This window comes from Spirosoma humi, assembly GCF_054776575.1.
In genome coordinates, this window is sequence record NZ_BAAHBR010000020.1 from 82,576 (window position 1) to 107,996 (window position 25,421).

Annotated in this window: 24 protein-coding genes; 9 read left to right on the forward strand and 15 right to left on the reverse strand. The window is 48.5% G+C overall.

The annotated features are described in order from the left end of the window. Positions 1-69: 69 nt before the first annotated feature. A complete protein-coding gene (lpdA, locus tag ACYU8Y_RS26805; RefSeq protein WP_460941405.1) occupies positions 70-1,515 on the reverse strand; it encodes a dihydrolipoyl dehydrogenase in 1,446 nt (481 codons plus the stop codon). Between the two features lie 188 nt (positions 1,516-1,703). Between lpdA and ACYU8Y_RS26810 the strand changes: the two genes are divergently transcribed. Continuing rightward, a complete protein-coding gene (locus tag ACYU8Y_RS26810; RefSeq protein WP_460941293.1) occupies positions 1,704-2,273 on the forward strand; it encodes a hypothetical protein in 570 nt (189 codons plus the stop codon). Between the two features lie 14 nt (positions 2,274-2,287). Here ACYU8Y_RS26810 and ACYU8Y_RS26815 read toward each other — a convergent pair whose 3' ends face one another. Continuing rightward, entirely contained in the window at positions 2,288-4,468 is a 2,181-nt protein-coding gene (locus ACYU8Y_RS26815; protein WP_460941294.1) for an ATP-binding protein, read from the reverse strand. 512 nt (positions 4,469-4,980) lie between these two features. Between ACYU8Y_RS26815 and ACYU8Y_RS26820 the strand changes: the two genes are divergently transcribed. The 3 genes from ACYU8Y_RS26820 (at position 4,981) to nth (ending at position 6,542) form a co-directional block, all read left to right on the forward strand. Further along, positions 4,981-5,580 carry an RNA polymerase sigma factor gene (locus tag ACYU8Y_RS26820; protein WP_460941295.1) on the forward strand — a complete coding sequence of 200 codons (600 nt, stop codon included), beginning with the start codon at positions 4,981-4,983 and terminating at the stop codon, positions 5,578-5,580. Further along, complete coding sequence (locus ACYU8Y_RS26825; RefSeq protein WP_460941296.1) at positions 5,555-5,806, forward strand: hypothetical protein; 252 nt, start codon at positions 5,555-5,557, stop codon at positions 5,804-5,806. The genes ACYU8Y_RS26820 and ACYU8Y_RS26825 overlap by 26 nt, the downstream gene beginning before the upstream one ends. A gap of 88 nt (positions 5,807-5,894) precedes the next feature. Further along, positions 5,895-6,542, forward strand: a complete 648-nt coding sequence (gene nth / locus ACYU8Y_RS26830) for an endonuclease III (protein WP_460941297.1) — start codon at positions 5,895-5,897, stop codon at positions 6,540-6,542. 80 nt (positions 6,543-6,622) lie between these two features. Here nth and ACYU8Y_RS26835 read toward each other — a convergent pair whose 3' ends face one another. Continuing rightward, a complete protein-coding gene (locus ACYU8Y_RS26835; RefSeq protein ID WP_460941298.1) occupies positions 6,623-7,042 on the reverse strand; it encodes a nucleoside-diphosphate kinase in 420 nt (139 codons plus the stop codon). A 217-nt stretch (positions 7,043-7,259) separates the two neighbouring features. On the opposite strand from ACYU8Y_RS26835, the gene ACYU8Y_RS26840 reads away from it, so the two are divergent. From ACYU8Y_RS26840 to rdgB, 3 genes are all read left to right on the forward strand, one after another. Further along, complete coding sequence (locus tag ACYU8Y_RS26840; RefSeq protein WP_460941299.1) at positions 7,260-8,276, forward strand: DHH family phosphoesterase; 1,017 nt, start codon at positions 7,260-7,262, stop codon at positions 8,274-8,276. Positions 8,277-8,300: 24 nt separating this feature from the next. Further along, a complete protein-coding gene (locus tag ACYU8Y_RS26845; protein WP_460941300.1) occupies positions 8,301-9,218 on the forward strand; it encodes an FKBP-type peptidyl-prolyl cis-trans isomerase in 918 nt (305 codons plus the stop codon). Between the two features lie 64 nt (positions 9,219-9,282). Beyond that, positions 9,283-9,861 carry an RdgB/HAM1 family non-canonical purine NTP pyrophosphatase gene (gene rdgB / locus ACYU8Y_RS26850; RefSeq protein ID WP_460941301.1) on the forward strand — a complete coding sequence of 193 codons (579 nt, stop codon included), beginning with the start codon at positions 9,283-9,285 and terminating at the stop codon, positions 9,859-9,861. An 86-nt stretch (positions 9,862-9,947) separates the two neighbouring features. Here the strand turns inward: rdgB and ACYU8Y_RS26855 are convergent, their stop codons facing one another. The 6 genes from ACYU8Y_RS26855 to ACYU8Y_RS26880 all read right to left on the reverse strand — a co-directional run bounded on the left by ACYU8Y_RS26855 (position 9,948) and on the right by ACYU8Y_RS26880 (position 17,414). After that, positions 9,948-12,068 carry a peptidylprolyl isomerase gene (locus tag ACYU8Y_RS26855; RefSeq protein ID WP_460941302.1) on the reverse strand — a complete coding sequence of 707 codons (2,121 nt, stop codon included), beginning with the start codon at positions 12,066-12,068 and terminating at the stop codon, positions 9,948-9,950. A gap of 182 nt (positions 12,069-12,250) precedes the next feature. Beyond that, entirely contained in the window at positions 12,251-12,802 is a 552-nt protein-coding gene (locus ACYU8Y_RS26860) for a sll1863 family stress response protein (protein ID WP_460941303.1), read from the reverse strand. Positions 12,803-12,928: 126 nt separating this feature from the next. After that, a complete protein-coding gene (locus ACYU8Y_RS26865) occupies positions 12,929-13,534 on the reverse strand; it encodes a thioredoxin family protein (protein WP_460941304.1) in 606 nt (201 codons plus the stop codon). A gap of 403 nt (positions 13,535-13,937) precedes the next feature. Then, positions 13,938-15,035, reverse strand: coding sequence for a T9SS type A sorting domain-containing protein (locus ACYU8Y_RS26870; RefSeq protein WP_460941305.1), 1,098 nt, complete (start codon positions 15,033-15,035; stop codon positions 13,938-13,940). A gap of 62 nt (positions 15,036-15,097) precedes the next feature. Next, positions 15,098-16,300 carry an AIR synthase related protein gene (locus ACYU8Y_RS26875; RefSeq protein ID WP_460941306.1) on the reverse strand — a complete coding sequence of 401 codons (1,203 nt, stop codon included), beginning with the start codon at positions 16,298-16,300 and terminating at the stop codon, positions 15,098-15,100. A 145-nt stretch (positions 16,301-16,445) separates the two neighbouring features. Then, the gene (locus ACYU8Y_RS26880) at positions 16,446-17,414 is read right to left on the reverse strand and encodes a Gfo/Idh/MocA family protein (RefSeq protein WP_460941307.1); all 969 of its coding nucleotides are present in this window, start codon (positions 17,412-17,414) and stop codon (positions 16,446-16,448) included. A 104-nt stretch (positions 17,415-17,518) separates the two neighbouring features. Between ACYU8Y_RS26880 and ACYU8Y_RS26885 the strand changes: the two genes are divergently transcribed. After that, positions 17,519-18,382, forward strand: coding sequence for a DUF481 domain-containing protein (locus tag ACYU8Y_RS26885; RefSeq protein ID WP_460941308.1), 864 nt, complete (start codon positions 17,519-17,521; stop codon positions 18,380-18,382). A 68-nt stretch (positions 18,383-18,450) separates the two neighbouring features. Here ACYU8Y_RS26885 and ACYU8Y_RS26890 read toward each other — a convergent pair whose 3' ends face one another. The 5 genes from ACYU8Y_RS26890 to ACYU8Y_RS26910 all read right to left on the reverse strand — a co-directional run bounded on the left by ACYU8Y_RS26890 (position 18,451) and on the right by ACYU8Y_RS26910 (position 23,587). Further along, positions 18,451-19,272, reverse strand: coding sequence for a LysM peptidoglycan-binding domain-containing protein (locus tag ACYU8Y_RS26890; protein WP_460941309.1), 822 nt, complete (start codon positions 19,270-19,272; stop codon positions 18,451-18,453). Positions 19,273-19,301: 29 nt separating this feature from the next. Next, the gene (purE, locus tag ACYU8Y_RS26895; protein ID WP_460941310.1) at positions 19,302-19,775 is read right to left on the reverse strand and encodes a 5-(carboxyamino)imidazole ribonucleotide mutase; all 474 of its coding nucleotides are present in this window, start codon (positions 19,773-19,775) and stop codon (positions 19,302-19,304) included. Positions 19,776-19,959: 184 nt separating this feature from the next. Next, positions 19,960-21,207, reverse strand: a complete 1,248-nt coding sequence (locus tag ACYU8Y_RS26900) for a DUF1501 domain-containing protein (RefSeq protein WP_460941311.1) — start codon at positions 21,205-21,207, stop codon at positions 19,960-19,962. Positions 21,208-21,312: 105 nt separating this feature from the next. Next, the gene (locus ACYU8Y_RS26905) at positions 21,313-22,764 is read right to left on the reverse strand and encodes a DUF1800 domain-containing protein (protein WP_460941312.1); all 1,452 of its coding nucleotides are present in this window, start codon (positions 22,762-22,764) and stop codon (positions 21,313-21,315) included. A gap of 250 nt (positions 22,765-23,014) precedes the next feature. Continuing rightward, complete coding sequence (locus ACYU8Y_RS26910) at positions 23,015-23,587, reverse strand: hypothetical protein (RefSeq protein ID WP_460941314.1); 573 nt, start codon at positions 23,585-23,587, stop codon at positions 23,015-23,017. An 80-nt stretch (positions 23,588-23,667) separates the two neighbouring features. Here ACYU8Y_RS26910 and ACYU8Y_RS26915 point away from each other — a divergent pair, with 80 nt between their 5' ends. After that, a complete protein-coding gene (locus ACYU8Y_RS26915; RefSeq protein WP_460941315.1) occupies positions 23,668-24,429 on the forward strand; it encodes an IS5 family transposase in 762 nt (253 codons plus the stop codon). A 293-nt stretch (positions 24,430-24,722) separates the two neighbouring features. On the opposite strand, the gene ACYU8Y_RS26920 is transcribed toward ACYU8Y_RS26915, so the two are convergent. Continuing rightward, a complete protein-coding gene (locus tag ACYU8Y_RS26920) occupies positions 24,723-25,313 on the reverse strand; it encodes a hypothetical protein (RefSeq protein WP_460941316.1) in 591 nt (196 codons plus the stop codon). Between the last annotated feature and the right edge of the window lie 108 nt (positions 25,314-25,421).

Consider the following 25,421-nt stretch of genomic DNA (forward strand, 5'->3'; position numbering starts at 1 on the left):
GCAGGCAATATACAGAAAAGCCCGGCCGCTTTCCAGCAATCGGGCTTTTGCATTCTTCTGTCAAAAACCTTACATATTGATCGCCCGGTTGTCGGTAGCGGCCAGACAGGCTTCTTTAAAGGCTTCGGTATATGTCGGGTGCGCGTGCGACATGCGCGATACGTCTTCGGCAGATGCCCGGAACTCCATCGCAACAACCGCTTCAGCAATCATATCGGCCGTGCGGGCACCGATCATGTGAACGCCCAGAATCTCGTCGGTTTCTTTGTGAGCCAGCACTTTTACCAGCCCATCCACGTCCATGCTCGCCCGCGCGCGACCCAGCGCTTTGAAGGGGAACGAACCGACTTTGTACGGAATACCTTCCTGCTTCACTTCTTCCTCCGTATAGCCTACCGATGCCACTTCCGGCCAGGTATACACCACACCCGGAATCAACTTGTAGTGAATGTGCGGCTTCTGGCCAACGATCGTTTCGGCGATAAAGGTGCCTTCCTCTTCGGCTTTGTGGGCCAGCATAGCGCCCCGAATGACATCGCCGAGGGCATAGATGTGCGGAACGCTGGTACGCAGGTAATTGTCTACCTCAACTTTTCCCCGCGCGTCGGTTTGCAGGCCAGCCGCTTCAAGGTTCAACCCATCGGTGTAGGGACGACGTCCAACCGAAACCAGACAATAGTCGCCGGTAAGGGTGATTTGTTCGCCCTTAGGCGTGTCAACGCTGACAACAACTTCGTTGCCCGTGTTCTCTACCTTGGTCACTTTATGACTGAAGTAGAAATCGGCACCGAGTTTTTTGATGGATTTCTGAAGTTCCTTACCCATCGTTTTATCCATCGTTGGAATCATCGAATCGGCAAACTCGACAAATGACACTTTCGAGCCGAGCCGCGCATATACCGAGCCGAGCTCCGCACCAATTACACCCGCCCCAATCACAATCAAGTGCTTCGGAATTTCGGGTAGATTAAGCGCTTCGGTAGAGGTGATTACCCGTTTTTTGTCAATGGGCATCGACGGAAACGACATCGGCTTCGATCCTGTTGCAATCACGATGTTTTTGCCTTTGATGACCTGCTCAGAACCATCTTCCTTGGTAATCTTGATCGTGTGCGGATCGACGAACGAGCCAAAACCATGCAGCTCATCGATCTTGTTTTTCTTCATCAGAAAGGTGATTCCTTTCGTGGTCTGGTCGACCACACTTGTTTTGCGGGCAATCATCTGAGCCAGATCAACCTGTAGGTCGGCCAGCTTAATTCCATGCTCGGCAAACGTGTGGGCGGCATTATAATAATGCTCAGACGAGTCGAGCAGCGCCTTCGATGGAATGCAGCCTACATTAAGACAGGTGCCACCAAGCGACTGGTATTTTTCGATAATGGCCGTTTTCAGTCCGAGTTGGGCACAGCGAATCGCGCCGGTGTAGCCACCCGGTCCCGAACCAATGAAAATCACATCGTATTCCATGAATGAAATTATTTTTTTGACGTTTGTGGCTTGAGGTTTGTTGATCGCTCGTGGGTAAATTCGTTGCCCGTTCGGCAACCGAAAACTTTAAGCCCCAAACATCAACCTGTTTACCAAGAAAGCATTCTGACTGCAAATTTGGTTCAGATTTTGATTACCCAAACCGATTTGTTAAAAATCGTGTTGGTTCTCTCGTAAGGCTCTCGTCATCAAAGGCCGTTTTGTCTTGATTTATGCGTTTCATTTATCCCGTTTTTCTCTTATCCACTCTGTTAATCAGTAGTTGCAACGACCCGGCCCAGCAAACCCAACCGAACGTTTATTACGATGTGTTGAGCTACGTGAAAGGCCAGATCACTGACTTGTCGGCTCAAAAACCACTCATCAGCAAAACGGTCGCCATCAATGAAAAGCGAAATCAACAAACAACCCGCGCCATCAACTGGACTCGCGAACTGGAGTTATTTACGCAGGCCGATATCAACAAGCCCGCTCTCCGAAGCAGCTACCAGATCACTCGACCCGATTCGCTGACGTATCATTATACCCTAAAAAATTCGGAAGAGCGGTTGACTGTTCGGTCGCTTACTGTGCGACTTGATGCTGCTACGCGTAAACCAAGCCAAATCGAAGCCGTATTGCAGACCAAAAACCCGCTTTATTCTTCCGAGCGCCGTTTATTACTCGACAGCGGACCTGGCGTCAACAAAGGCTGGGGTATCCGGCATTATACGGTAGCAGGTTTCCAGAAACTACCTTATTTCGATAAGAATGAATTCCTGGTTGATGGGCGGGTGCAGTAACAATAGGCTACCGGTCAGGCAATAGCCAGATTTGGAGCCACAGGCAGGATAAAAATAAATGTGGTTCCCTCGCCTTTATTGGAATGAATCTCATAGCGTCCCTGAATAAGATCCATACGAGCCTGAATATTATGAAGGCCCATACCGGTGGCATCGGTTGGGTCCATCCCACAGCCGTTGTCCTTCACGATCATGTTCAGTTCATTGTTGAAACGCCGGAACAGAATATCGGCCTCCGTAGCTTCGGAGTGCCGAAGAATGTTGCTACAAAGCTCGATACAGATCGAATAGAGATTGAATTCGGCCGTTTTTCCCAGGCGGGGCAGTTCGTTATTATCCAGCCGAAACGTTATTTTCTGGGTAAGATTTAGCTTGGTAATCAGCCGGATCAAAGCCTCCGATAAGCCTTGCTTTTCTAATTCGTCGGGTTGCAGGTTGTGCGACAGATACCGAATTTCGGCAAAAGCCTCTTTGGTCATGTTTAGCAGGTTGTAATAAATTTTCTGCTCCCCTTCGGCCATATGTGCCGGATTTAGGGCCGACATGCTGGTTTTGATAGCAGCCAGCAAACCACCTAAACTGTCGTGCAGATCGGCGGCCATACGCTTGCGTTCGAGCGTTTGTCCACGCAGGAGTGCTTCTTCGATTTCCCGGTTTTTAGCCCGCAACTGGTCGTTGGCTAGTTTCAATTCAACCGTCCGGGCAAACACCTTATCTTCCAGATCCCTATTCAGTTCTTCAATCTCCTGCTTCTGATGATTGATCAGCCTATTTTTTCGGTAATAAACTATTACGAAGCCAAGGAGCATGGCCAACCCGCCGACCATAACGACTCGCATCAGGTTAGCCTGCTGAATATCATGACTGAGCTTGTCAATGTGTGCCCGTTGCTCTAACCGGCTCTTCTGCGATTCGGCGCGTAGACGTTCGGTTTCGATACGCTGCTGAAGCTGGTTCATGCGGGTTTCTCCAGCCAATTGTTCATTTTCTGCTTCGGCCCGCAGCCGGGCAATTTCGGCTTGCCGACGAATATTCAGTAGCTGCTGCTGCTGAATAACCCGCTCCTTATCGGCAGCCAGGCGCACCTGATTGATATCATATTTTTTTTGCACTGCCGACAGTTCTTCCACCCGCTTTAGGTTGGTTAAACTATCACGAAGCATACTGTACTCCTCATACATAGCCAGCGCCCGGGCAGGCTGGTTAGCCAGTCGGTAAGCCTGGTACAGCGATTGAGTCGCCATTTGCTGAATCCGTAAAAAACCCGACTCGCGTGCAACGGACACGGCTTTCTCTCCAAACTCAATAGCCAGTTCTGGCTTGTCAATTAACGTATACCCCTCCGACAGCCGTGCCCACACAGCCGCCTGCCCTCCCCGGTCCTTAAGCTGAGTCCAGACGGCAAGTGCATCATTAAAATAGTTGATGGCTTCCAGAGGTTGATGCCGACTGAGGAAAAAATCGCCCAGACGCTCGTTTGTGTAGGCAACATTGACTTGTGAACGCACCTCCAGGGCAATCTTCAAACTGGTTTCAAACTGCTGGCGCGCCAGCTCATACTGACCACGAATTTCATATACTTCTCCTAGCTGAGTAATGGCCTGACTGATGAGTAATTTTCGATTTTTGGGCGTCAATGACGTATTATACCCTAATAGCGTCTGTGAAAGCTGGTAGCTTCGGAGCGCATTATCATATTCTTTCAGTAGCAAATAAATATCGCCCATATTCATCTGAACCTGCCAGCGCGGAGAGCTTTCGCGGGGTAGCTTTATGCATAACTCGGAGGCCCGCTGATTAATGCGCAGTGCCTGGGGAAAATCGCCTTTGATGGTTCGAATGTAATGCTCCTGCAGCATCATCGCCCGCACCACATACAGCGTATTATGGTAGCGCAAAGCCTGCTCTTCTAACTGCCTGGCATATAGAAAGCTGCTGTCGCGTTGCGTGCCCCGCATTTGCTTAAACACGAGTGCCATAAACCGCAAGCCCTCTAAACGTAACGTATCATTTGGCAAATTCCGAGGCAGCCCGCCGGTAATCTGTAGGTGTGTTCGGCCCAGGGTAAGTAAGCTATCCATGTAGACGGCATCGCCCCGCCGGTCAAAGTTCAATTCCGGCAGTTTAGGACACGCTTGTCCGAAGCAGGCCGTATACCAGCCAAGCAGTATGATTCCAGACCAACGTGATTTCATAGGACATGTATCAGCTTACCAGCAGCTGACAGGAAACTCTAAATTAAGTATTTACTACAGTAAATCAACAGGTTGGCTGAAATTTGTCTGCTCACGTATGGCTCATCAACGGCCGAGTCGTAACTTTACAGACAATCTGTTCTACGATCGTTAAAACTGAGCCTATTACTGAAGGATATGGTGATCCGCAAAGGCATTGCTTAAATTTTCATTATCAATTTAAACGAATAGCCCCTCAAGTGAATCTATAGGAAACGATCAAACGTAAGTACAATTAATTCCCTGAATAAGCTATATTTGGTAAAAGCAGGCGAGTTCGGCGCTTTTCCTGAAGAGAAAATAAGTTTTTAGTGAAAAAGCTACCGTTCAACAGATTTTTTGCAACATTTACTTGCAGTTAAGCCTATTTTTTTCTTACTTTTAAGGCTGGAAAAATTAAAAAAATCTAAAAATCCCAACTCCCCATACACTATCGAAACACTGCTCTACGTTACCTAATTGTCTTACTGAAAATGGAAAAAGCCCAGGTAAACGACAGTGAGTTGATTTCCCTGTACATCCGTGGTAATGAAAAAGCCTTTGCCAAATTAGTGCAACGGCACAAATCGAAGATTTACACGACAATTTACCTGATCGTTAAAGATCAGTACATTGCAGAAGACTTAATGCAGGACACGTTCATCAAAGCCGTGGATACGATTAAGTCGGGTAGATACAACGAGGAGGGAAAATTTCTGCCCTGGATTATTCGAATTGCTCACAACTTGGCCATTGACTATTTCCGAAAAGATAAACGCTACCCTAGTGTGGTGTTTGAAGACGGAAGCAGTGTTTTCAATACGCTTGAGTTTGCGGAGGATTCAGTTGAATCACTCCAGATTCGACAGGAAACACACGAGCATTTGCGCGAATTGATTCAGCGATTGCCGGAACAACAGCGTCAGGTGCTTATCATGCGGCACTACGAGGAAATGAGTTTCCAAGAGATTGCCGATGCAACCGGCGTCAGCATCAACACGGCTTTGGGGCGTATGCGTTATGCGTTAATTAATTTGCGCAAACAACTAAGCAAACGTTCGCCGAGTTATGATAAAAACATTTACCCAAGATGATGTGATCCGGTATGTCTATGAGGAGACCTCGCCAGAGGAAAATCTGCTCATTGAAGACTCCCTAATGACGGAACCGGAATTGATGACGTTCTTCCTCGAAGCCCTCGAACTGCGGGCTCTGATGAACAAAATTGAACGTGAACCCCGTCGAAGTACGGTTCAGTCGATCCTGAATTATTCTCAAAACCATCCGGCAAATCCACCGGCTCGCCTACGTAAAACGTAAGCTGCCTGTGGGTTTGCCAGTTTTAGTGTCTTAGGCTTTGCCTGTTCATCCTTTTGGAGTTCAGACAAAGCCTAAGACACGTATTACCATGCAAAAAAAAGAACGGTTTCGGCGTTTTATTGAGTATTTCAGCCAACATTATCCGGAGCCTAAAACCGAGTTGAATTTCGGCAACCCGTATGAGTTGCTGGTGGCCGTTATTTTATCAGCACAGTGCACTGACAAGCGAATCAATCAGATTTCGCCCGCCCTCTTTGCCCGATTTCCCGAACCGGAATCACTGGCAGCAGCCTCATCCGACGAAGTATTTACTTACATCCGTAGTGTTTCTTATCCAAACAACAAGGCCAAACACCTGGTCGGGATGGCGAAGGCACTGATGGAGAGATTTGGCGGAGAAATTCCGGCTACCGTAGAGGAGTTGCAAACCCTGCCGGGTGTAGGTCGCAAAACCGCCCATGTAATTTTATCGGTGGTCTATAATGAACCAACAATGGCGGTCGATACACATGTTTTTCGGGTATCGCATCGACTTGGGCTGGCCCCCCTAACGGCCACTACGCCCTTGGCCGTAGAGAAAGCCCTGATGGCGCACATTCCAAAGCAACACGTCCCGAAAGCACACCACTGGCTCATTCTGCACGGGCGCTACATATGCCTTGCCCGAACGCCTAAGTGCGCAGTCTGTGCGTTGAGGGAGTTTTGTAAGTATTATGAAAAAGTGGTAAGGAGTTAATACTGGGAGCGAGAAATTAGTAGCCATCCGGCGGAACAACGGGTGTCAGCCCGCCTAACTCCTCGCTCCTAATACTTTACTTAGTACTGCTCCGTGGCGGCAAAGAAAAAGCTACTCTCTATAGCTGCATTTTCATCTGAATCAGAGCCATGAATGGCATTAGCTTCCAGCGACTTTGCATATAGTTTACGGATGGTTCCTTCTTCGGCTTGAGCCGGGTTGGTGGCGCCAATGAGCTTGCGGAAATCAGCAACCGCATTTTCTTTTTCCAGAATCATCGGAACAATGGCTCCCGAAGACATATATGTACACAAGCTACTGTAAAAAGGGCGTTCACTATGCACGGCATAGAATTGGCCCGCTCGCTCGGTCGTTAACTGCGTTTTTTTGATTGCTACGATCCGGAAACCCGCTTCTTCAATCAGCTTAATAATTGCTCCCGTGTGCCCAGCTTCTACCGCATCGGGCTTAATCATGGTGAATGTTCGGTTCGTTGCCATTTTAAATGTTTATAGCCAAATTTTATTTCCCCTGCGGGCTGGCCGCAAATGTAAGGCTTTAGCTGGTAAATGCCACGCTATGGCTGGCACAAGCCTTCCTGCGAGATAGCCAGGGTACTATACCGATCAAAGTTATTGGCAACGACGGCCAAATCATCAATCGGAATTAGTATTATTCGTACTTTTGGGTTTCGATTATGGCCAAGGCCATTTCTATATGCAAGACATTGAAGCAATTGGTGCAGTTATCGGGCAAGCCCAAACTGTACTGATTACAACTCACCAGAATCCCGATGCCGATGCGATGGGGTCATCGCTGGGACTGGCGGGCTACCTTCGCAAAAAAGGCCACCACATAACGGTTATTACGCCAACCGATTATTCTCAAAACCTTCACTGGATGGCGGGTAATGACGGCGTAATTGCGTTTGACGAAAAACTACGCGTATCAGTTAGTCAGCTCATTGCCGAAGCTGACGTTATTTTCTGTCTTGATTTTTCGAGCCTCGACCGTATTCGTGAATTAGCCCCGCTCGTACGGCAGTCCCGCGCTCGTAAAATTCTGATCGATCATCACCTGGAACCCGAGTCTTTTGCTGATCTCGCCCTTTGGGACCCAACGGCTGCCGCTACCACTGAATTAGTATTTCAGCTAATTGTGGCGCTGGGTGATAAAGACCTGATCGACATTCCAATCGCTGAATGCTTGTATTCAGGCCTCATGACGGACACGGGCTCGTTCCGGCATCCGAATACAACGGGGAATGTACACCGCATGGCGGCCGAATTGGTAGATCTCAAGATCGATGTTAGCAGCATTCACCGGCGCATATTCGATAACGTAACGATCGACAAATTTCGATTGCTGGGGTATGTCCTGAACGAGAAACTGCGCGTATTGCCCGAGTATAAGTTTGCTTACATTACCCTCACCGACGCCGAACTAAAGCGATATCGGTCCAAAACGGGCGATACCGAAGGCATGGTCAACTACGCACTGGCAGTAGAAGGCGTAGTAATGGCAGCTATTTTAATTGATCGAAACGACGAGATACGTATCTCGTTTCGTTCTATAGGTAATTTTTCGGTGCGTGACCTGGCCAATAAGCATTTCGATGGGGGTGGTCACCGCAATGCCTCGGGTGGGCGATCTAAACTATCCCTGACTGAAACGGAACAAAAATTATTAGCCGTATTACCCGAGTACCAGCAGTTATTGCTAGAAACAGTATAGAAAAATTAAACCAAGTAATCTCTCATGTCTCTTAAAAATTTCGGGAAAGCCGCCCTACTTGTCGCTGTTGTCGCGGCCTGCGGTAAAAACCGCCAACAGGTGACGGAAAACGGCCTGAAGTACACGATCCACGAACAAACCGAAGGAAGCCGGAAAGGTAAAGTTGGCGATATCCTCACGCTGCACCTTACCCTGATGAATGACAAGGATTCCGTTCTGCGCGATACCCATAAAGAAGGTGTTCCTTTCCAGATGCTGCTGCAGGTCCCTCCTTTTAAGGGCTCTTACGAAGAAGGGCTAACCATGCTTGGCAAAGGGGATAGTGCCACCTTTTACGTTAGCGCCGATTCGCTCTTCACACGCGCCATGCAGCCACTGCCTCCGGGCGTGAAAAAAGGCACCGATATCGGTATAGCCGTAAAGCTTTTGAACGTACAAACGGAAGATGAGTACAAAAAGGCCCAGGCGATCGATATGGAAAAGCAAAAGGGTATCGATGCCAAAGTCATTGAGAACTACCTTGCCAAGAATGGTTTGGCAGGTAAGGCTCAGAAAACTGAATCGGGTGTGTATTACGTAGTTACACAGCCGGGCAGTGGCCCAACGCCAAACAAAGGCGACGTTGTCCAGGTGCATTATACCGGAAAGCTGTTAGACGGTAAAGTCTTCGATAGTTCGCGGACAAACCCACAGGCGGGCGGCAAACCAGCGCAGTTCCAGATTGGCGTTGGTATGGTCATTCCAGGCTGGGAAGAAGGTGTAAGCAAGATGCATAAAGGCGAGAAAGCGACACTGATCATTCCATCGACGCTGGCTTACGGCCCACGCGGGAATCAGGGCATTGCCCCAAACTCCGTCCTATTATTCGATATTGACCTGCTCGACATCCAGAAAGGCCAGCCGGGTCAGGGGCAGCCAGGCATGCCACAACCAGGCCGCTAAGCAATCAACTTAACTTTCGAAAGCCGTTTGCAGTTACGACTGTAAACGGCTTTTTTTGTTTATTATGGAACTATGCTTTGCCACGAACAATACACACAAACTAGCGGAAGTCGCAGCCATACTGGGTGATGCCTTTACGCTGAAAACGTTACTGGATATCGGTTGTACCGATGAGCTACCTGAAACCTCGGGTACCATTCCGGGCAACTCGCGCCAAAAAGCTGACTACGTCTGGACGCACTTCGGCGTTTCCTGCTTCGCGGATGACTCCGGACTGGAGGTAGATGCATTACATGGCGAACCAGGTGTCGATTCAGCGCACTATTCAGGCAGCCGAAACCATGAACAGAACATTCAGAAATTGCTGAGTAATCTGGCTGATGAGCACAACCGAAAAGCTCGCTTCATTACCGTGTTTACGCTAGTGCTACACGGCGTTGAGCACCAGTTTGAAGGCATCGTTAACGGGCAAATCATAAAAGAACCACGAGGTGCTGGAGGCTTCGGCTATGATCCTGTTTTTCTGCCAGATGGACATGACCGTACATTCGCGGAGATGACAATGGATGAGAAAGGCCGCATAAGCCACCGGGCACAGGCGCTGGCTAAAATGATTGCCTATTTGAAGGAGCAGGTGATGTAACGTAGTGGTGCAGAATCACCACGTTATAAAAGAAAATGCCCCAGTCTGCTACAGACTGGGGCATTTTTACTCATGTATACTAAAGACTAATAGAACTTAGCCCGGCGATCTTCAACTTTGGCAGCTTCTTTAATCGCTTCATTGATGTAGAAACCAATCCGCGATGTATTATTCTGCTGAATCTGTGTTTTATACATAGTATAATCAGCAATGGCGGGGGCTGGTGTCAGCGCTACTGTTTCGATAATCAGTACTCCTGATTCACCGATAAATGGCTTGCTATGCTTACCAGGCTTTTGTCCGAACGCTTTACCTAACGCGACAGGATCAACACCGGCACTCCGCAGGAAGCCCGTTGCCAGGTTCACATCATCAACAACTTCAACCAGAGCACCAGCACCAAATTTCTGGGCAATACTTTCCAGCGTTCCGCTGGTGTTTCCCAGTTTAGCAATGATCTGTTCCCCTTTCAGTTCGTTGCGAACTTTAGCCGTTAATTCATTCCGGTAGTCATTAACTTCGACTTTATCTTTAGACGTTTTGTTAGTTAACACAGCGATGACATACTGATCACCCACTTCGAATGGTTCTGAAACATCGTTAATGTTTGTCTTATCGTTGAACGCCCACCGAACAATCTGCCGAACTTCCGTACCCGTTAAGGCATTGATTTGATTAGCGCCCTCCGGAATCCGGTCAGCCGTAGCCACAACCAGTGATTTGTCTTCTTTCACTTTAGCATCGAACTCTTCTTTCGTATTCACGTCCGATGCAAACTGATCGGCTTTACGCAACGCTTCGTCGCGGGTGGTTTGGCTTGGCGTAATTGATTTACCAATAGCCGCTATACGGTATAGTACATTCGTTTTAGGTTGCGTAACCTTGATGATGTGGTAACCGAATTCGGTTTCGACCAGGCGAGGAATTAAACCCGCCGATGTTGCCCCAAAGACAGCGGTCTCAAAAGGCTTCACCATTTGACCGTTGTTTTTGAAATAACCTAGGTCGCCACCAACCGAACGTGAACCATCGTCACTGTTCGTTTGGGCCAGTGCTTCAAAGCTTGCTCCTCCCTGAATCTGCTTCAGAATACCTTCCGCCCGGCGACGGGCATCGGCTTTTGCCGAATCGGCAAGGCCTTTGGTTTGAATCAGGATGTGGCTGGCGCGGGCCGTAAAGCTGGTGTCTTTCTTGGTTCCGCTGTATTTGTAAATGAAATACGTATTGCCTTCCCGGAAAGGGCCGTAGATACCCCCTGGCGAGAATGTAGGAATAGCCGCCCGGAGTTGCTCAGGCATTTCACCGGCCGTCAGGTAAAGCGGTACACGAACATCGCTGTTCTGCTGAGCAAACGTTGAATCGTTTGTAGCCGCTCCCAGTCCGCGAGCCAGCGACTTGATCTGCGTATAGAGCGCTGCGCTGTCTTCTTTGGAAGGAGCTACAGAGAAAGTCACATATTGAATTGAACGGCTATCGGTACCCGGATATTCATCTTTATGCTTCGACAGGTAATCCTGCAACTGAGCGTCCGTTACTTTCACCGTCGTATCATTGATTGTGTAGAACGGAACGAACAGCATTTTCACATTTGCTTTCGAGTTCTGAGCCTGGTATTCTTTCTGTGCTTCGGCAGTTGTGGCAAATACGGATAGGCTCATCAATCCTTCGTATTTACTCCGCAACCGGTCAGAAGCCAGATTCTTTTCGAAGCTCGCCCAGGCAGCCTGCTGTTGAGGAGGCAGGTTTTTCAAGCCTTTAAGGTAGCTGATGATTGAGCTTTTGTCGAAAACGCCCGTCTGCGGATTCGTAAACGCCTGACGAACGGCTGGGCTGATGTTGTTGCCCTGTACCATGTCGACAAGTTCTTCAGACGAAACCGTAAGGCCCAATTTATCGAACTCTTTCTGGTAGGCAATGTCAAACAGCATCTGATTCCAGGCCTGCTCCCGAATCTGGGCTAAATCCTGATCAGCGGGTGGCCGCCCGGATTGTTGCTCGAACTGGGCCCGAAGCTCATCTACTTTGGCATTGAACTCTTGATAGTCAATGGATTGACCTGCAATCTCACCAACCTCCTGCTGGTTTCCTCCGAACAGCAAGCTACGGCCGCCCAGCAAATCACCACCTACAATGAACAAGATCAAACTGACGGCAATAATACCGACAGCCAGTCCCGAACGTTCTCTGATCTTATTAATGACAGACATTTCGCTTTTAACAGTCAATTTAGCCCGCAAAATAACAATTTTCCCCGTTGGAATACAAGCGGTAACTGTATATCTATCCTCAAAACTGAGGAAAAGGCTCCACAGTGTTTATAAACAAAAAAAGTGCCGACTTTCTTAAAAGTCGGCACCCTATAAGTAATCAGCAAGACCGATTGTTATAACTAGTTATCGTCCCGCTTCAGTTTGTCGCCTGCTTTGTCGAAGGCGTCCCCTATCTCATGACCTGCCTGCTTAAATCCGGCTTTAACATCTTTCCAGGCATCGGCAGTCGCATTTTGAGCTTTATCAATATCTTCACCTAGCTCTTTACGCTCTACCTCAAGTTTAGCTTTTTGACGTTCGGTTTCTGCCTTGGCTTTGTCGCTCTGTTTGTCAGCTTTTGCTTTCAATTCATCGATTTTAGCATCCAGCTTGTCTTTTTGGACTTTCATTTTGGCAACGGCCTCGTCTCGTTCCCGCTTGAAATCAGCAGCGATTTCGTCCGATTTGGCGTCTACTTTGTCACCCGCTTCGCGCATATCCTCTTTAGCATCGGCGGCCGCATCTTTCGTGTCAGCAGAGATAGCATCCCCCGTTTTTTCGAGAGCATCTTCAGTCCGGGACTCATTTTTGTTGTCGGAGCCACAAGCCTGTAAAAGAGCCAGTGACGACACTATCATTATTGTACCAGCAACATGTTTGATTCGGGTTAACACCAATGGATATTTTTTCATAATCGTCGTGTAGTTTGATTTTCATTAACTCGGCTGGCAAACGATATGCCAAAAAAAGCCAGAGCGTCGGAAAGAAAAACGCTGAAACATTTGCCAAACTAATTTAGTTAGGGGGCTTTTCTCTGCTTACTTCCACTTTATAGCACAACCAATCGGTTTAGTAATGGGAGACTGGACAGGACGTCCGTTGAGGAGATTACCAACCGCTTCATCGACATACCGACGTTGTGCGCTGGCACTGTCTTGTGGACTATCGTCGATAGCACCCATGTATTCGAGGATAAACTGACCGCCGGCCTGTTTCAACACATACACTTCGGGTGTGCGGGTGGCTCCGAAAGCCCGGGCAGTAGTCTGCGTTTCGTCCATGGCATACGCAAACGAGTAGTTTTTTTCGCGCGAGCGGACCTGCATATTCGCAAACGAGTCGTCTTCGTAGGCCTTGGGGTCATTGGGCATGATGGCCAGCACCGGGTAACCTTGCGACGAAAACTTACGATCCAACGCTGTTAGGCGCTCTTCGTAGGCTTTTGAAAAAGGACAGTGGTTGCTCATAAAGACGACGATCAACCCTTTCTGCGACCGGTAGTCGGCCAGCGTAATCTGACGGCTGTCGACGTTTTTCAACCGAAAGTCGGAAACAGCATCGCCCAGACTATACCCTTTTGTATTCTGGGCAACGCCTGATTGAGTCAGTATCAGAACCAGCAACCCAGTTAATGACCAACTCATAAATGATTTCATTGGTAAACCGTTAAATGTTCAATGATTAGATAGCAAACGCCCACAAAAGGTTAATCTACATTATGGCCGATCGAACGCTGCATTAGCCACTTTTTTCCAAGCTAACCATTTTAGGCGTGTATTACCTTAACGATGTTTACGTTTTTTTCGTTTTGGCTATTTGCCCTAACCAATGCAGTAAGTATACCCCTTATTATCAGCAGTTTATTGTTTATAAGTCAACTTGCCGGGACTACCTACTTTATTACTGCCTAAAGTGGCGTAATAGAACTAACGTGCAGAACGAACAACACATCGCTTTAGCGTAATATACGGGATCGTACTTTGTTCCGGGGGCAGCTCCTGTTGATGTATGACATCGAAGACACTGTCTGACACATTAGCCGGTCGGCTATCGAATCAGCACGGTTAACGTCTGCCGATGGCCTTTTATCATCACGTCGAGCCAGTACAAACCAGGCGGCAGGGATTGTTCAAAAATCAGATCGACCCCGTCGGGTTGTCGGTCAATCCGGCCGGACAAAACCTGTCCTGAAGATGATAATAGCCGTATGTCGGCGTCAGTTGCATTCCAGAGCCGCACATGAATTCGGCCGGGATTTGCCGGATTAGGGTACACACGCACTACCGGCTCATTTACCCGGATGATTGTTGATATAACTTCGGACAGATGAAGAGTACCGTCTGTATCAATCTGTTTTAATCGGTAATAGTTTGCCCCAGGGCGAGGGTTAAAATCGGTCACACCATAGTACTGACGCTCATTTGTGGTACCGATGGCTGCAACTTCACTAACCGGCCAGTATGTCTCCAGGTCATAGCTCCGTTCTACCCTGAAGCGGTCGGCGTTGTGTTCACTTGCTGTTGACCAGGCCAATTGAACACGGTCGCCCTCGGGTGTGGCGGTGAACGAAAGCAAGGTGATTGGCAATACCAGCGCGTTGATCTGGATTTCATCCAGTCTGAGTGTACCATTCGATTGCGAAGCATTGCAGGCATATATGCGAAAGGCAATAGACGATGCCTGGTTGATAAAGCCAGCTCCATTAAGTGGTACTGATGCCATTTGGTAATTCTCGCCCGTTCCTGCCGAAAACAGATCGCTCCCAAATCCGTCGACACTCGACCGAACCGTAATTTGCTGTGGCCCTTCTGCTGAGCGCGAGAAAGCGAAAGATAGCGACATGAGTGTAAGTTGAGCCGTGCCCTGAGGCTGCACCGAAAACTCAACGTACTCGCTACTGTTGCAACCCGTAGTTGACCAGTGTTGAATACTGTTCCCTAATCCTGCGTAACCTGAAAAGAATTTATTTAATGTTTTGTTGACACCTGAATAGGTGAAGGTAGAAGCCGTCACTAACCCACTCGATGAAGTCCCGTTATCAGTTCCCTCGAAAGTCCAGCTGGCCGTAAATGGAGTTGTCTGTGCCCAACCTATCGACAGGGTCAGAAGACAGATAAGTGCAGAGGCAGTAAAGAATTTCCTCATAAACAGGCGTATTTGCGTGAAACCACACAGTTCGCCTGCAATCTATACAATTAACAAGTAACCTAGTACACAAATTTACCGACTTCACTTTCTATAGTCACTCGTTTCCCTTCGAAGGACTCTACCCGGCCAATTACCTGAGCATCAATACCAAATGTTCCAGCGATGTCAATGACCCGCTGTGCATTTGCCTCGGGTAAATAAATCTCCAGCCTGTGTCCCATGTTGAAGACCTTATACATTTCCTGCCAGCTCGTACCGCTTTCGGCCTGAATCAGCCGGAACAAAGGTGGGATTGGAAATAGGTTGTCTTTGATGATGTGGAGGTTTTCTACAAAATGTAAAACTTTCGTCTGCGCTCCACCCGAGCAGTGCACCATCCCGTGAATCTGCGACCGGAGTTCATCCAACAGCACTTTGGCTACGGGTGCGTAGGTACGGGTAGGTGACAGAATAAGCTGCCCTACCGTTACATCAGCCGGAACGGTATGTTGCGTGGTTTGACTTTCGGAAGAAGCAAGCGGTAAGACATCCGTTAGCTTTTTCGACCCACTATAAATCAGCGATCTGTCAATGCCAGGATCGAAGCTTTCCGGGTAGCGGTTAGCCAGATAATGGGCCAGCACATCGTGCCGGGCTGAAGTCAGGCCATTGCTGCCCATCCCCCCATTGTAGGCTGTTTCGTAGGATGCCTGCCCATACGACGCTAAGCCAACGACAACATCACCAGCCTGAATCCGGTCGTTACTGATTACGTCATCGCGTCGCATCCGGGCAATAACTGTGCTGTCTACGATAACGGTCCTCACTAAATCGCCGACATCGGCGGTTTCGCCCCCGGTACTGTAAATATCGATGCCGTGCTCGCGCAGCATCTGCAACACGTCTTCCGTGCCGTTGATGATTTCGGCAATGACCTCCCCCGGAATCAGGTTTTTATTACGACCAATGGTCGACGACAGCAGCATAGGACCCGTTGCGCCGGCACAGATCAGGTCGTCGGTATTCATAACGACTGCATCCTGAGCGATACCTTTCCAAACGCTCAGATCACCGGTTTCTCGCCAATACAGATACGCCAGTGCCGATTTTGTCCCAGCCCCATCTGCGTGCATAATGGTGCAATACGCCGGATCCCCAGCCAGCGTATCGGGTACAATTTTGCAGAATGCTTTCGGAAACAACCCTTTATCGAGCTGAGCAATAGCGTTGTGAACGTCTTCTTTACTGGCGGAAACTCCGCGCTGGGCATAGCGATCTGTCATCCTACTGATGAATGATGAATAATAATTGATGACAAAGGTAAGAAAGTGTCCCTAAACCGGCCTCCATTTTGGGTAAACAGAGGCAGGATAGTTTAGCCGAAACCACCATTTCCACCAATGCCTGAAGGCCATTATCAATCGTTCATTACGTATAAACAATTCCCGCTTCGGCCCTCACGGCATCCAACAGGGCCATCAGGTTCAGGCTATCGTCGAGTGACCAGAGCGGGCTTTCGGTTCGTCCCTCGCTTACGCACTGCATCACGTGCCGGGCTTCATAATCGTAGCCATGCGTGGTGCGGGTAAAGTCAAATTCGGTTGACTCCCCGCTTTCCGTGACGAGGGTGATACCCATCGTTTCGTGGAATCGGCTGTGAATCCGAATTTGGCCAGTCTCGCCCTGAATCAGGCCAACACAATCCGTTTTCGCCTGTAACGTGCTGTCCAGCAGAGCCAGTTGACCATCAGCATAGGTCAGCACCATACCACATTGTTCATCCACGCCGGTTGAGCCGAAAATGGCCGCGGCCTTTATACCGGTGGGTTTTCCCAGTATGAGGTATGCTAAAAATAGCGGATAAATGCCAATGTCGAGTAACGACCCGCCCCCTAATGCTTTGTCGAAAAGCCGCCCTTCAGGCGAAAAGGGGGCTTTAAAACCAAAGTCGGCTTTCACCGAGACGACCTTCCCGATAGCGCCGGATTGAGCCAGTTCCAGAGCTTTTTGGATACCAGGCATAAATCGGCTCCAGAGGGCTTCCATTAGGAATACACCCTTCACGCGGGCAATATCAACCATTTCCCGAACCTGTTCGCTATTCATGGCGAAGGGTTTTTCGCCTAGAACAGAGATGCCTCCGCGAAGCAGCATCAGGGCATTTTCGTGATGTTTGATGTGCGGGGTAGCCACATACACCACATCCAGGTCAGGCAACGTAAGCAGCTCTTCATACGATCCGAATGCATGCGGTGCCTTATAGACTGAAGCAAATTCCTCAGCCCGCTGCAAATTGGTTGATGCCACCGCATACAGCTGAGCGTCAGGCAAGGTAAGTAGATCCTGCGCAAATTTATGGGCAATGCGGCCCGGTCCCAGAATTCCCCAGCGAGTCATGATAAAGGATTAAGAGCAGTTAGCTATTGGATAAATTGGCCGTCTGGCCAGCCGTCAAATGTATCTTTTTTTTCTAAGTTGCGGCCTCAACAACGCAACATTCAGTGAAAAGCAGTCCATTCTTCTTTTTGTCTTTCCTCTTTTTTCTGGCTTATACCGTCTCGTTCGCGCAAATTGTCGAACAGCCGGACCCACTACGTCCATCAACAACGACACCCGATAGTACAAAGGCGAAAACCCCGGCAGACTCCAGCAAAAAGACAATAGATAGTAGTGGTCTCACGAAAAAAGACACCACTACGCCAACACAGACGCATATCTTCCGGTACCGGTTTACGGCCGATGGCACCGTTACATCGGGTAACGTTAACCGGACGCTCCTGCAACTGACCAGTGCCATTGATTATGAGCTGAGCCATCAGTTCAAGCTGTCGAGCAGTCCGTCGTTTGTGTATGGTAGACAAAGTGGTATACTGGCCGAACGGGAATGGTTTGGCGATTTCCGGACGACGTATCGGTATGAAAAAAGACTCTACTATCTGGCGTTCGGGTCTTATGAACGAAGCAACCTCCGGCAGATCAACAACCGCTGGACAGTCGCGGGCGGCATCGGCTACAAGCTTCTCAATCATAAACGGGCCTACATCTCCCTTACCGATGTGATCATGAATGAGAATACGGATTTCATTGAGCTGGAAGACATCTATATTGTCCGTAACTCGCTGCGCCTATTTGGTGAATATGCCCTAGCGAATGATCGCGTTACCGTTACCCATACGGCCTTTTATCAGCCTGCGCTGGGCCAGTACAACATACGCTGGAATGCCAGCCTGAGCGTTCAGATAAAGTTGACGTCGGCCACCAGCCTGCGCACAACGCTAGCTAATGCCTACGAGAGCCTGGTGGTGCCCGGCCGTCAGAACAATGACCTCCGGTTTACGGTGGGGCTGGTATACGAGCGAAAATAAAGAGGAGTTGCCGACGCGCTAAAACTCGTTTGTCGGCAACTCCTCTTTGTGTTCGAGCGTTGGAAACGCTACTGTTTTTCCGGAAACGGAATAATTAACTTTTCGCCCCGCAGGGCAATGTCTTTGTCCTTCTTGTTAGCCCGCATGATGGCCTCTTTACTAACCCCGTATTTCTGAGCTACTACCCGCAGCACGTCGCCTGGTCCAACCGTATGAACAGCCATCGCTTTCACGTTCAGCTTCGTAACCCCGGCTTTGATGTCACTTTCCGATACGCCCGGATTTAGTTCTTTCAGGGTGTTGATTTTCATGTTGTAGCGACTCGCTACACCGTAAAACGTTTCACCAGCCCCAACCGTATATTTGCTGGAAACCCCACCCGGCTTAATCTTTGGCCGAACGATCGCTGGCTTTTCAGCCGCAACGTCCGGCTTGGGTTTCTCTTTGGGCTTGGCCTCGCTGGCTTTCTCAACGGGTTTTTCTTTCGGCTTTTCAGCGACGGGCTTTTCTTTAAGCTTTTCGTCGGGGCCGGGCTTTCCATCGGTTGTTTCCCGATTTTCTTCGGCCACTTCTTCGGCTTTGACATTAGCCTCGGGGGCATCGGCAGGCGGTGCAGCCTGCGACAGGTCGACGGGTGCCGGTTGAGACGACGTGTCTTTCTCTTCGGGCGCCATCAGCATTTCGGGGTCGTTCTGCGATATGGGCTGTTGCGAAGCCGTATCGAGCGCCACGTTGGTGAGTTCGTCGGAGCCGTTGGTATCATCGGTAACGTAGCCGTACCCAATGTACAATAGAGCTGCAATAAGCCCCACTAAAACAATAAGGGTAACGGCAGGAAGACTGGAATTACCAGTAGGGCGCGGATTGGATGATTGGTTGTCAGCCTCCATAACGTAAACTATAGTAGATTGGGATGTAGTTATAACTGGCGACTCATTTCGGCCACTTTTTCCTTTAAACTCTCTTTGAATTTGATCAGATTAGCCGCTACAGTTTCATCGAACGTGCCAACGATCTGTGCAGCCAAGATTCCGGCATTCCGTGCGCCATCGAGTGCCATCGTAGCAACCGGTACGCCACCGGGCATCTGAAGAATGGATAAGACCGAATCCCAGCCATCGATTGAGTTACTGGATTTTACCGGAACGCCAATGACGGGCAATATGGTGAGTGAAGCCACCATACCGGGCAAATGCGCGGCTCCACCAGCTCCCGCTATAATCACCCGAATACCCCGTTCCCGGGCTGATTTCGCGTACTCGACCATTTTCTCGGGAGTTCGGTGGGCCGAAACGATATCCATTTCCCATGTTACACCCAACTCAGTTAAGATGTCGGCGGCCTCCTGCATGACCTTTCGGTCGGAGAGGCTACCCATTATTATACCTACCATTCAGAAGACTATGAATTTGACTCTCTGCGAAATAACGGAGTTTACCGCAGAATCTGGCCGTATGCCAACTAATTTTTTCTCCCGGCCCTAAATCTTATACGTTTCCCGGAAGCGGTATACCCGTTCCGGCAACCTGGTCGCTAAACCGTGCGTCCGCTTCCTAGAAAAAGCCTGTACGGCACGATCACACAATCTTGAGTCCATCGAATTTACGGCCCAAAATCGCTACATCGTCGGCCCCGAGGTAATCGTGGAGCAGCGTTGCGTAGATCTGCCGGAAATCGACCGAATAGGTCAGGTCACCTTCGGTTAGTTTCGCAAGGTTTGGCGCTTCGTTCAAAACCCGTTGCGCCGGTAGCCCTCCACCGATCAGGAATACATTGTTGGCTGTACCGTGGTCCGTTCCATTACTGGCGTTCTGTTTTACCCGTCGGCCAAATTCCGAAAAGGTCATCAGCAAGACATCCTTCTGACGGCCAGCTGTTTTCAGATCGGCCATGAATGCCCCGACGGCCTCGGCATATTGCCCCAACAGCCGTTCCTGCTGGCCGGGCTGGTTGATGTGCGTGTCGAATCCGCTGATGGATACGTAATACACGCTGGTTTCGATACCCGACTGAATGAGTTGCGATACGGTTTTGAGCCGGTTTCCCAGTTCGTGATTCGGGTAGGTTGTCAGTGTAGTTGGAGCGGAAGCCGCAGAAACGGGCCGTGTGGTCCGGTTTACTTTTTCATATACATAATCGGCCGACGACACCGTCTCGGCCAGGGTTTTGTAGAGGTACGCCACCGATTCAGGTTCGTGGGCTCCGTGGCTATGAGCCTGTTCATGGCTCAGCCCCGTTACGAATCCGCTGCGGGTCTGGTTGTACAATTTCTTGGGATCCAGCACCGCCAGTCCATTCAGGTTACTGCCTTTCAGGGCCAGACTCAAGGTGTCATCTACTTCAATGGCCCGAAAAGGCTGCTGGGCTTTCCCATTGCACGACGCATCCAGATACCGGCCAACCCAGCCCGTATTGAGGTATTTATCCGAATCACTGGCCGTTTGCCAGATGTCCATCGAGCGAAAGTGCGACCGATCGGGATTGGGGTAGCCCACATTGTTGATCACCGTCATCAGCCCGTCGTCGTACAACGCTTTCAGGGGGCCCATTGCGGGATGTAAGCCAATTTCGTCATTCAATGGAAGGACTTTCTCGGCTCGTATGGCAATGGTCGGGCGTTCCCGGTAATAAATGTCGTTTCGGTAAGGCACAACGGTATTCAGGCCATCGTTTCCACCCGACAGTTGCACCACCACCAGAATTTTACCATTCGACGCTGGCCCTTTGCCAAGCATCTGCGACTCATACGCTTTCAGAAAATGCGGAATCAGCATAGTGCCCGCCGTCGTAAAAGCTGATTGTTTGAGGAAGTTTCTGCGGTTCATGGTTTTGAAGAGCGTAAGAATGAATAAATCGGGCCGCCGACGCGGAGTGAAAACCGCCTGAGTAGCCAGCGCTTTTTACACCAGATGGTTTTCACTCATTCGCCATTAAGTAAGTTGATACTCCGGCAGGCTCATCAGGGCGGCTGTTAACGCCTGAATACGTTCAGGGCGCGTTTGAGATCCGAGAGCCTGACGATCAATTAAGGTATGCTGGTCTGGACGAAGCGGAAGGGGCAACAAGGTTAAGGCAAGCGCATCGGTCAATTCGGCATCGGGTATTTTGGCAAAGGCAGCCTCGAAGTCCGCCCAATTGACCTTGGTTCGGAACTTGGCATTACCTCGCCGGGCCAACAACTGGGTATTTACGTCGCCATCTTCTTTGGGCTGTACTGTTACTTCCGTAGCTTTCAACACGTAGTTTGGCAACTGCATCCGAAACAGTAAGCTCGATGAGTCGATCCAGTTTTTGCCGCCCGGCCAGCCCGCCACATTGGGTGGGTAGAAAAGGACTTGCCCCAGTGTGCGCTGCACAAAAATCTGCGATTGGGGCTGCTCGAACTGGATACCCAGCGTATGGCGCAGTCCAACCAGCAACTCCACCGGCGACTTAATGTGGGCGCCCCTATTTTTGGGGTCATAAAACCAGTCTGCCGTAAAGATGGTCTCCATCAGATCACCAATATCGTAGCCGCTTTTGTAGAACTGCTCCGCCAGCGCATCGACCTGTTTTTTATCTTCGGTTTCGTTGACGAAGAAGCGGTAAATTTTGGCCGTAATGAAGCGCGCCGTTTGGGTATTCTCCAGCAACATTGCGATCACATCGTCGCCGGTGAATAAGCCGGTTTTGCCGAAAATCGTTTTATCCCCTTCGTCGTGTACCTGTTTCCGGAAAACAAACCGTCCTTCGGGTGTAAACTGCCAGCCCGTGAACGCCCGGGCTGCATCTTTGATATCATATTCTGAATAGTTGCCCCGGCCGAGCGTGAACAGTTCCATCACCTCACGGGCGAAGTTCTCGTTGGGGGCGTTCCTGCGATTTTGCTGGTTGTTCAAAAATTGCAACATGGCTGGCTCTTTCGATACCGCCATCAGCAAATCGCCGAACCGACCCAGCGCATGTTGCCGGATCGTGTTGGCATACTGCTGCATGAAGAGTGGGTTGCGGCCCTGCGTTCGGCAAGCGAAATGCCCATGCCAGAACAGGGCCATTTTTTCACGCAAAGACGCTTTACCAGACGCCATGCGGTCGAGCCATTGCAGATTCAGGTCACGCACCTTTTCGGCATTGAGCCGGATGCGTTCTTTCAGCATGTCCTTATCGAGTTGCCCATCCCGAACCAAGCCTTTGAGCTGTTTTTTCGTTTCATTCTCATCTGGTTCAACCACGTGCAGTGCTTCTACAGCCTTACTGTCATCGAATAATTGGCGTACGATTTTCCGTAAGGCTTTGCGATTATCTGGCATTCCCGATGCCTCGCCCAGTTGAATGGGAGTAGCCCCGAAGGTCGCCCGGGCGAAGAGGTGGCGAATCTGTTGCTGTTTCGTCAGTTTATCCATGCCTGTCAACTGTTGGCTATGGGCGTATGACAAGGCAAGAAGACAGACGTTTAATTGGCTGAGGATTAAAATTTAGGTAACGAGTTGGCGGACAGACACATTATTGCACTACGAGTAAATTCGTGAAGTTTGGCCTTACCCCCAACTCTACCTTTAGCAAGGCATAAATCGCCCATCGAACCGGCTTTTTAACGGCTCGCTGGCCCCTTCACAGACTACTTCGAGGATCAATACCTTTCATATAACAGAACTATTTTGGGTTCCATAAGGGTCTACCGAAATCATTATGCGCCACCAAAACCATATTTTTTTTTCTATCGATAATAGTAAAATTGTATTTAAAAGAAGGGCTTGAAATTTCTTTGGGTTGCCCCCATATATAGATATTACGTATAAACTTTATACTTTCGTAATCTAAATTACTGCCATACGGGTAAAGCCAATAGCCTATTGATGTATCGTGGAAAACACCTGAAACAAGGTTTCTATTTAAAAATTTAATTACTGACAATAACCTTATAACGTCCCTCCTTTCCATATTCTTAAAAGCTGGGTTAGAGGCCGATACATTACTTACCTTTCCTAGTACTTGTCCTCTAAACACCAATGTGCTATCCCATGATTGGACGTAACAGTTAAAGAATCCCTCTTTATCAACAGATTCGCAAATAGTTCGCAATAGTTTCATAGAGTCCTGCACTGCCTTAGCAGAATCTTTGAATACAAATTGACGCTTATATATGGGTGGACGAGACCAAAAATAAATAGCAACACTCACTAAAAGCAGAGATGTAAATAGGATTAGTTTTTTTACAGTAATCATAAATATATAAGAGACCGTCTAAAAATGACAACTTAGATAAATTAAGGAGTTAATAAGTTTGTAGGAACAAAGAACCACCAATGTACCCTACTAATCTTACCGACTCCCAGTGGCAAGTTATTCAAGAACTATTAGCCGACAAACGAAAGCGCAAACATGATCTACGCAAAGTATTTAACGCCTTATTCTATGTAGTCAAAGGCGGTATCCCTTGGCGACAGATGCCTACTGACCTACCGCCCTGGAAAACAGTTTATTACTATTTTCGAAAATTCCAGCGATTAGGCATTTGGCAGGAGCTGAACGATACATTACCAGAGAAAATTCGTGCTAAGGCAGGCCGAAAATTAAGTCCTTCGGCGGCCATCATCGATTCGCAAAGTGTGAAAACAACCTTGGTTGGTGGACAACCAGGCTACGACGCAGGCAAGGCCGTTAAAGGCCGAAAGCGCCACATTATCGTTGACACGTTGGGGCTGCTGTTGGCCGTAGTCGTTCATCGGGCCGATATTGATGAGCGACCAGGAGCCGGTTTTGTACTGGCTCGACTGTATCATTTACGCATCAATTTCCCTCGATTAGCCGTCATTTTTGCCGATGCAGGTTACGGTGGCGAATTTGAAACAGTTGTTAAAAGGACTTACAAATGGGTCTTGCAGATTATTGGTAAACCGTTTGGTATCAAAATGTTTGTTCTTTTGCCTAAACGTTGGATGGTCGAACGAACCTTCGCTTGGCTGACTCACCAACGTCGACTACGTGTAGATTACGAACGCTCAACGAAAGTGTCGGAAGCCATGATCCAACTGGCCATGATCCGAAGTATGATTCGACGATTCTAATTTTTAGACAGTCTCTTAAATGTTGTAGGTTTCCTGTAAAGGAGTGCGATGAGCCAGACGGCCTCTGCTAGTGTCAGTGGGATAAATTACCCGAGTATGGGCAGGACAAAACTTAGGAGTAAATGCAGCATTGGTTAACCGAATAGTTAACAGCGTCCGATCAATTGGCTGTTAACTACTCAATCCTAGTCCCCTTATCGTATAACGTCGTTCTTCACCCGGCCCACCCAAAGTTTAATCAAATTTGAGTTATTAGTCAAGAAATTCAACCTATTGATCGGCAGCTTTAGCGGTCAGCGACTTGAAAATGGCGTCTCTTGTTCTGGAAATTGTTTATAAGGGACATCCTTATATCCAACAAGAAGCATGCGCTCTTTTCTATCGAATATTTTAAAATAATAGTTCAATACTGGGCTTAATGTATCTTTGGGATCGTCCCATATATATATCTCTCGAACGAGATGTCTAGCACTATATTTATCATCCTGTCTATAAGAAAAGAACCAATAGCGTAAAACTGTGTCGTGATAAATCCCAGAAATATAATTTCGGTTTAAGAACTTTATCAATGATAATAATTTCAGTATAATCGTAGGCTTTATATCTTTAAGGCCCTCATTATGAATAGACAAAGAATCTATTTTTCCTAAATTTTTATTTTTAAATATTAGTGTATTATCCCGGTTAACAATAAAGCAATTTATAAACTCATTTGGCTCTATATCTTCGCAAATCTGTCGGAATAATACCATCGAATCTTGTATCGATTTAGCTGGGTCACTAAATATGAGACGTTGCCTCTCTGTGCGTGGTTGATACAGAGAATACAGATAAATAGTGATCATTATCAACACTATCAATAAAAATACATTTTTAGTTTTCATAACAAGTGAGAGGAAATTGAAATTTTAGGCATTTTACTACTAATAAGACTTACCGATTATAGGAAATAAATGATGAACACTATCCTTCAGAACATATAACCAGCAAGT

Bases quoted from the DNA above. Each gene is read 5' to 3' on its own strand.
- ACYU8Y_RS26810 (WP_460941293.1), top strand. From the start codon at position 1,704: ATGCGTTTCATTTATCCCGTTTTTCTCTTATCCACTCTGTTAATCAGT.
- ACYU8Y_RS26815 (WP_460941294.1), bottom strand. From the start codon at position 4,468: ATGAAATCACGTTGGTCTGGAATCATACTGCTTGGCTGGTATACGGCC.
- ACYU8Y_RS26820 (WP_460941295.1), top strand. From the start codon at position 4,981: ATGGAAAAAGCCCAGGTAAACGACAGTGAGTTGATTTCCCTGTACATC.
- ACYU8Y_RS26825 (WP_460941296.1), top strand. From the start codon at position 5,555: ATGATAAAAACATTTACCCAAGATGATGTGATCCGGTATGTCTATGAG.
- nth (WP_460941297.1), top strand. From the start codon at position 5,895: ATGCAAAAAAAAGAACGGTTTCGGCGTTTTATTGAGTATTTCAGCCAA.
- ACYU8Y_RS26835 (WP_460941298.1), bottom strand. From the start codon at position 7,042: ATGGCAACGAACCGAACATTCACCATGATTAAGCCCGATGCGGTAGAA.
- ACYU8Y_RS26840 (WP_460941299.1), top strand. From the start codon at position 7,260: ATGCAAGACATTGAAGCAATTGGTGCAGTTATCGGGCAAGCCCAAACT.
- ACYU8Y_RS26845 (WP_460941300.1), top strand. From the start codon at position 8,301: ATGTCTCTTAAAAATTTCGGGAAAGCCGCCCTACTTGTCGCTGTTGTC.
- rdgB (WP_460941301.1), top strand. From the start codon at position 9,283: ATGGAACTATGCTTTGCCACGAACAATACACACAAACTAGCGGAAGTC.
- ACYU8Y_RS26855 (WP_460941302.1), bottom strand. From the start codon at position 12,068: ATGTCTGTCATTAATAAGATCAGAGAACGTTCGGGACTGGCTGTCGGT.
- ACYU8Y_RS26860 (WP_460941303.1), bottom strand. From the start codon at position 12,802: ATGAAAAAATATCCATTGGTGTTAACCCGAATCAAACATGTTGCTGGT.
- ACYU8Y_RS26865 (WP_460941304.1), bottom strand. From the start codon at position 13,534: ATGAGTTGGTCATTAACTGGGTTGCTGGTTCTGATACTGACTCAATCA.
- ACYU8Y_RS26870 (WP_460941305.1), bottom strand. From the start codon at position 15,035: ATGAGGAAATTCTTTACTGCCTCTGCACTTATCTGTCTTCTGACCCTG.
- ACYU8Y_RS26875 (WP_460941306.1), bottom strand. From the start codon at position 16,300: ATGACAGATCGCTATGCCCAGCGCGGAGTTTCCGCCAGTAAAGAAGAC.
- ACYU8Y_RS26880 (WP_460941307.1), bottom strand. From the start codon at position 17,414: ATGACTCGCTGGGGAATTCTGGGACCGGGCCGCATTGCCCATAAATTT.
- ACYU8Y_RS26890 (WP_460941309.1), bottom strand. From the start codon at position 19,272: ATGGAGGCTGACAACCAATCATCCAATCCGCGCCCTACTGGTAATTCC.
- purE (WP_460941310.1), bottom strand. From the start codon at position 19,775: ATGGTAGGTATAATAATGGGTAGCCTCTCCGACCGAAAGGTCATGCAG.
- ACYU8Y_RS26900 (WP_460941311.1), bottom strand. From the start codon at position 21,207: ATGAACCGCAGAAACTTCCTCAAACAATCAGCTTTTACGACGGCGGGC.
- ACYU8Y_RS26905 (WP_460941312.1), bottom strand. From the start codon at position 22,764: ATGGATAAACTGACGAAACAGCAACAGATTCGCCACCTCTTCGCCCGG.
- ACYU8Y_RS26910 (WP_460941314.1), bottom strand. From the start codon at position 23,587: ATGATTACTGTAAAAAAACTAATCCTATTTACATCTCTGCTTTTAGTG.
- ACYU8Y_RS26915 (WP_460941315.1), top strand. From the start codon at position 23,668: ATGTACCCTACTAATCTTACCGACTCCCAGTGGCAAGTTATTCAAGAA.
- ACYU8Y_RS26920 (WP_460941316.1), bottom strand. From the start codon at position 25,313: ATGAAAACTAAAAATGTATTTTTATTGATAGTGTTGATAATGATCACT.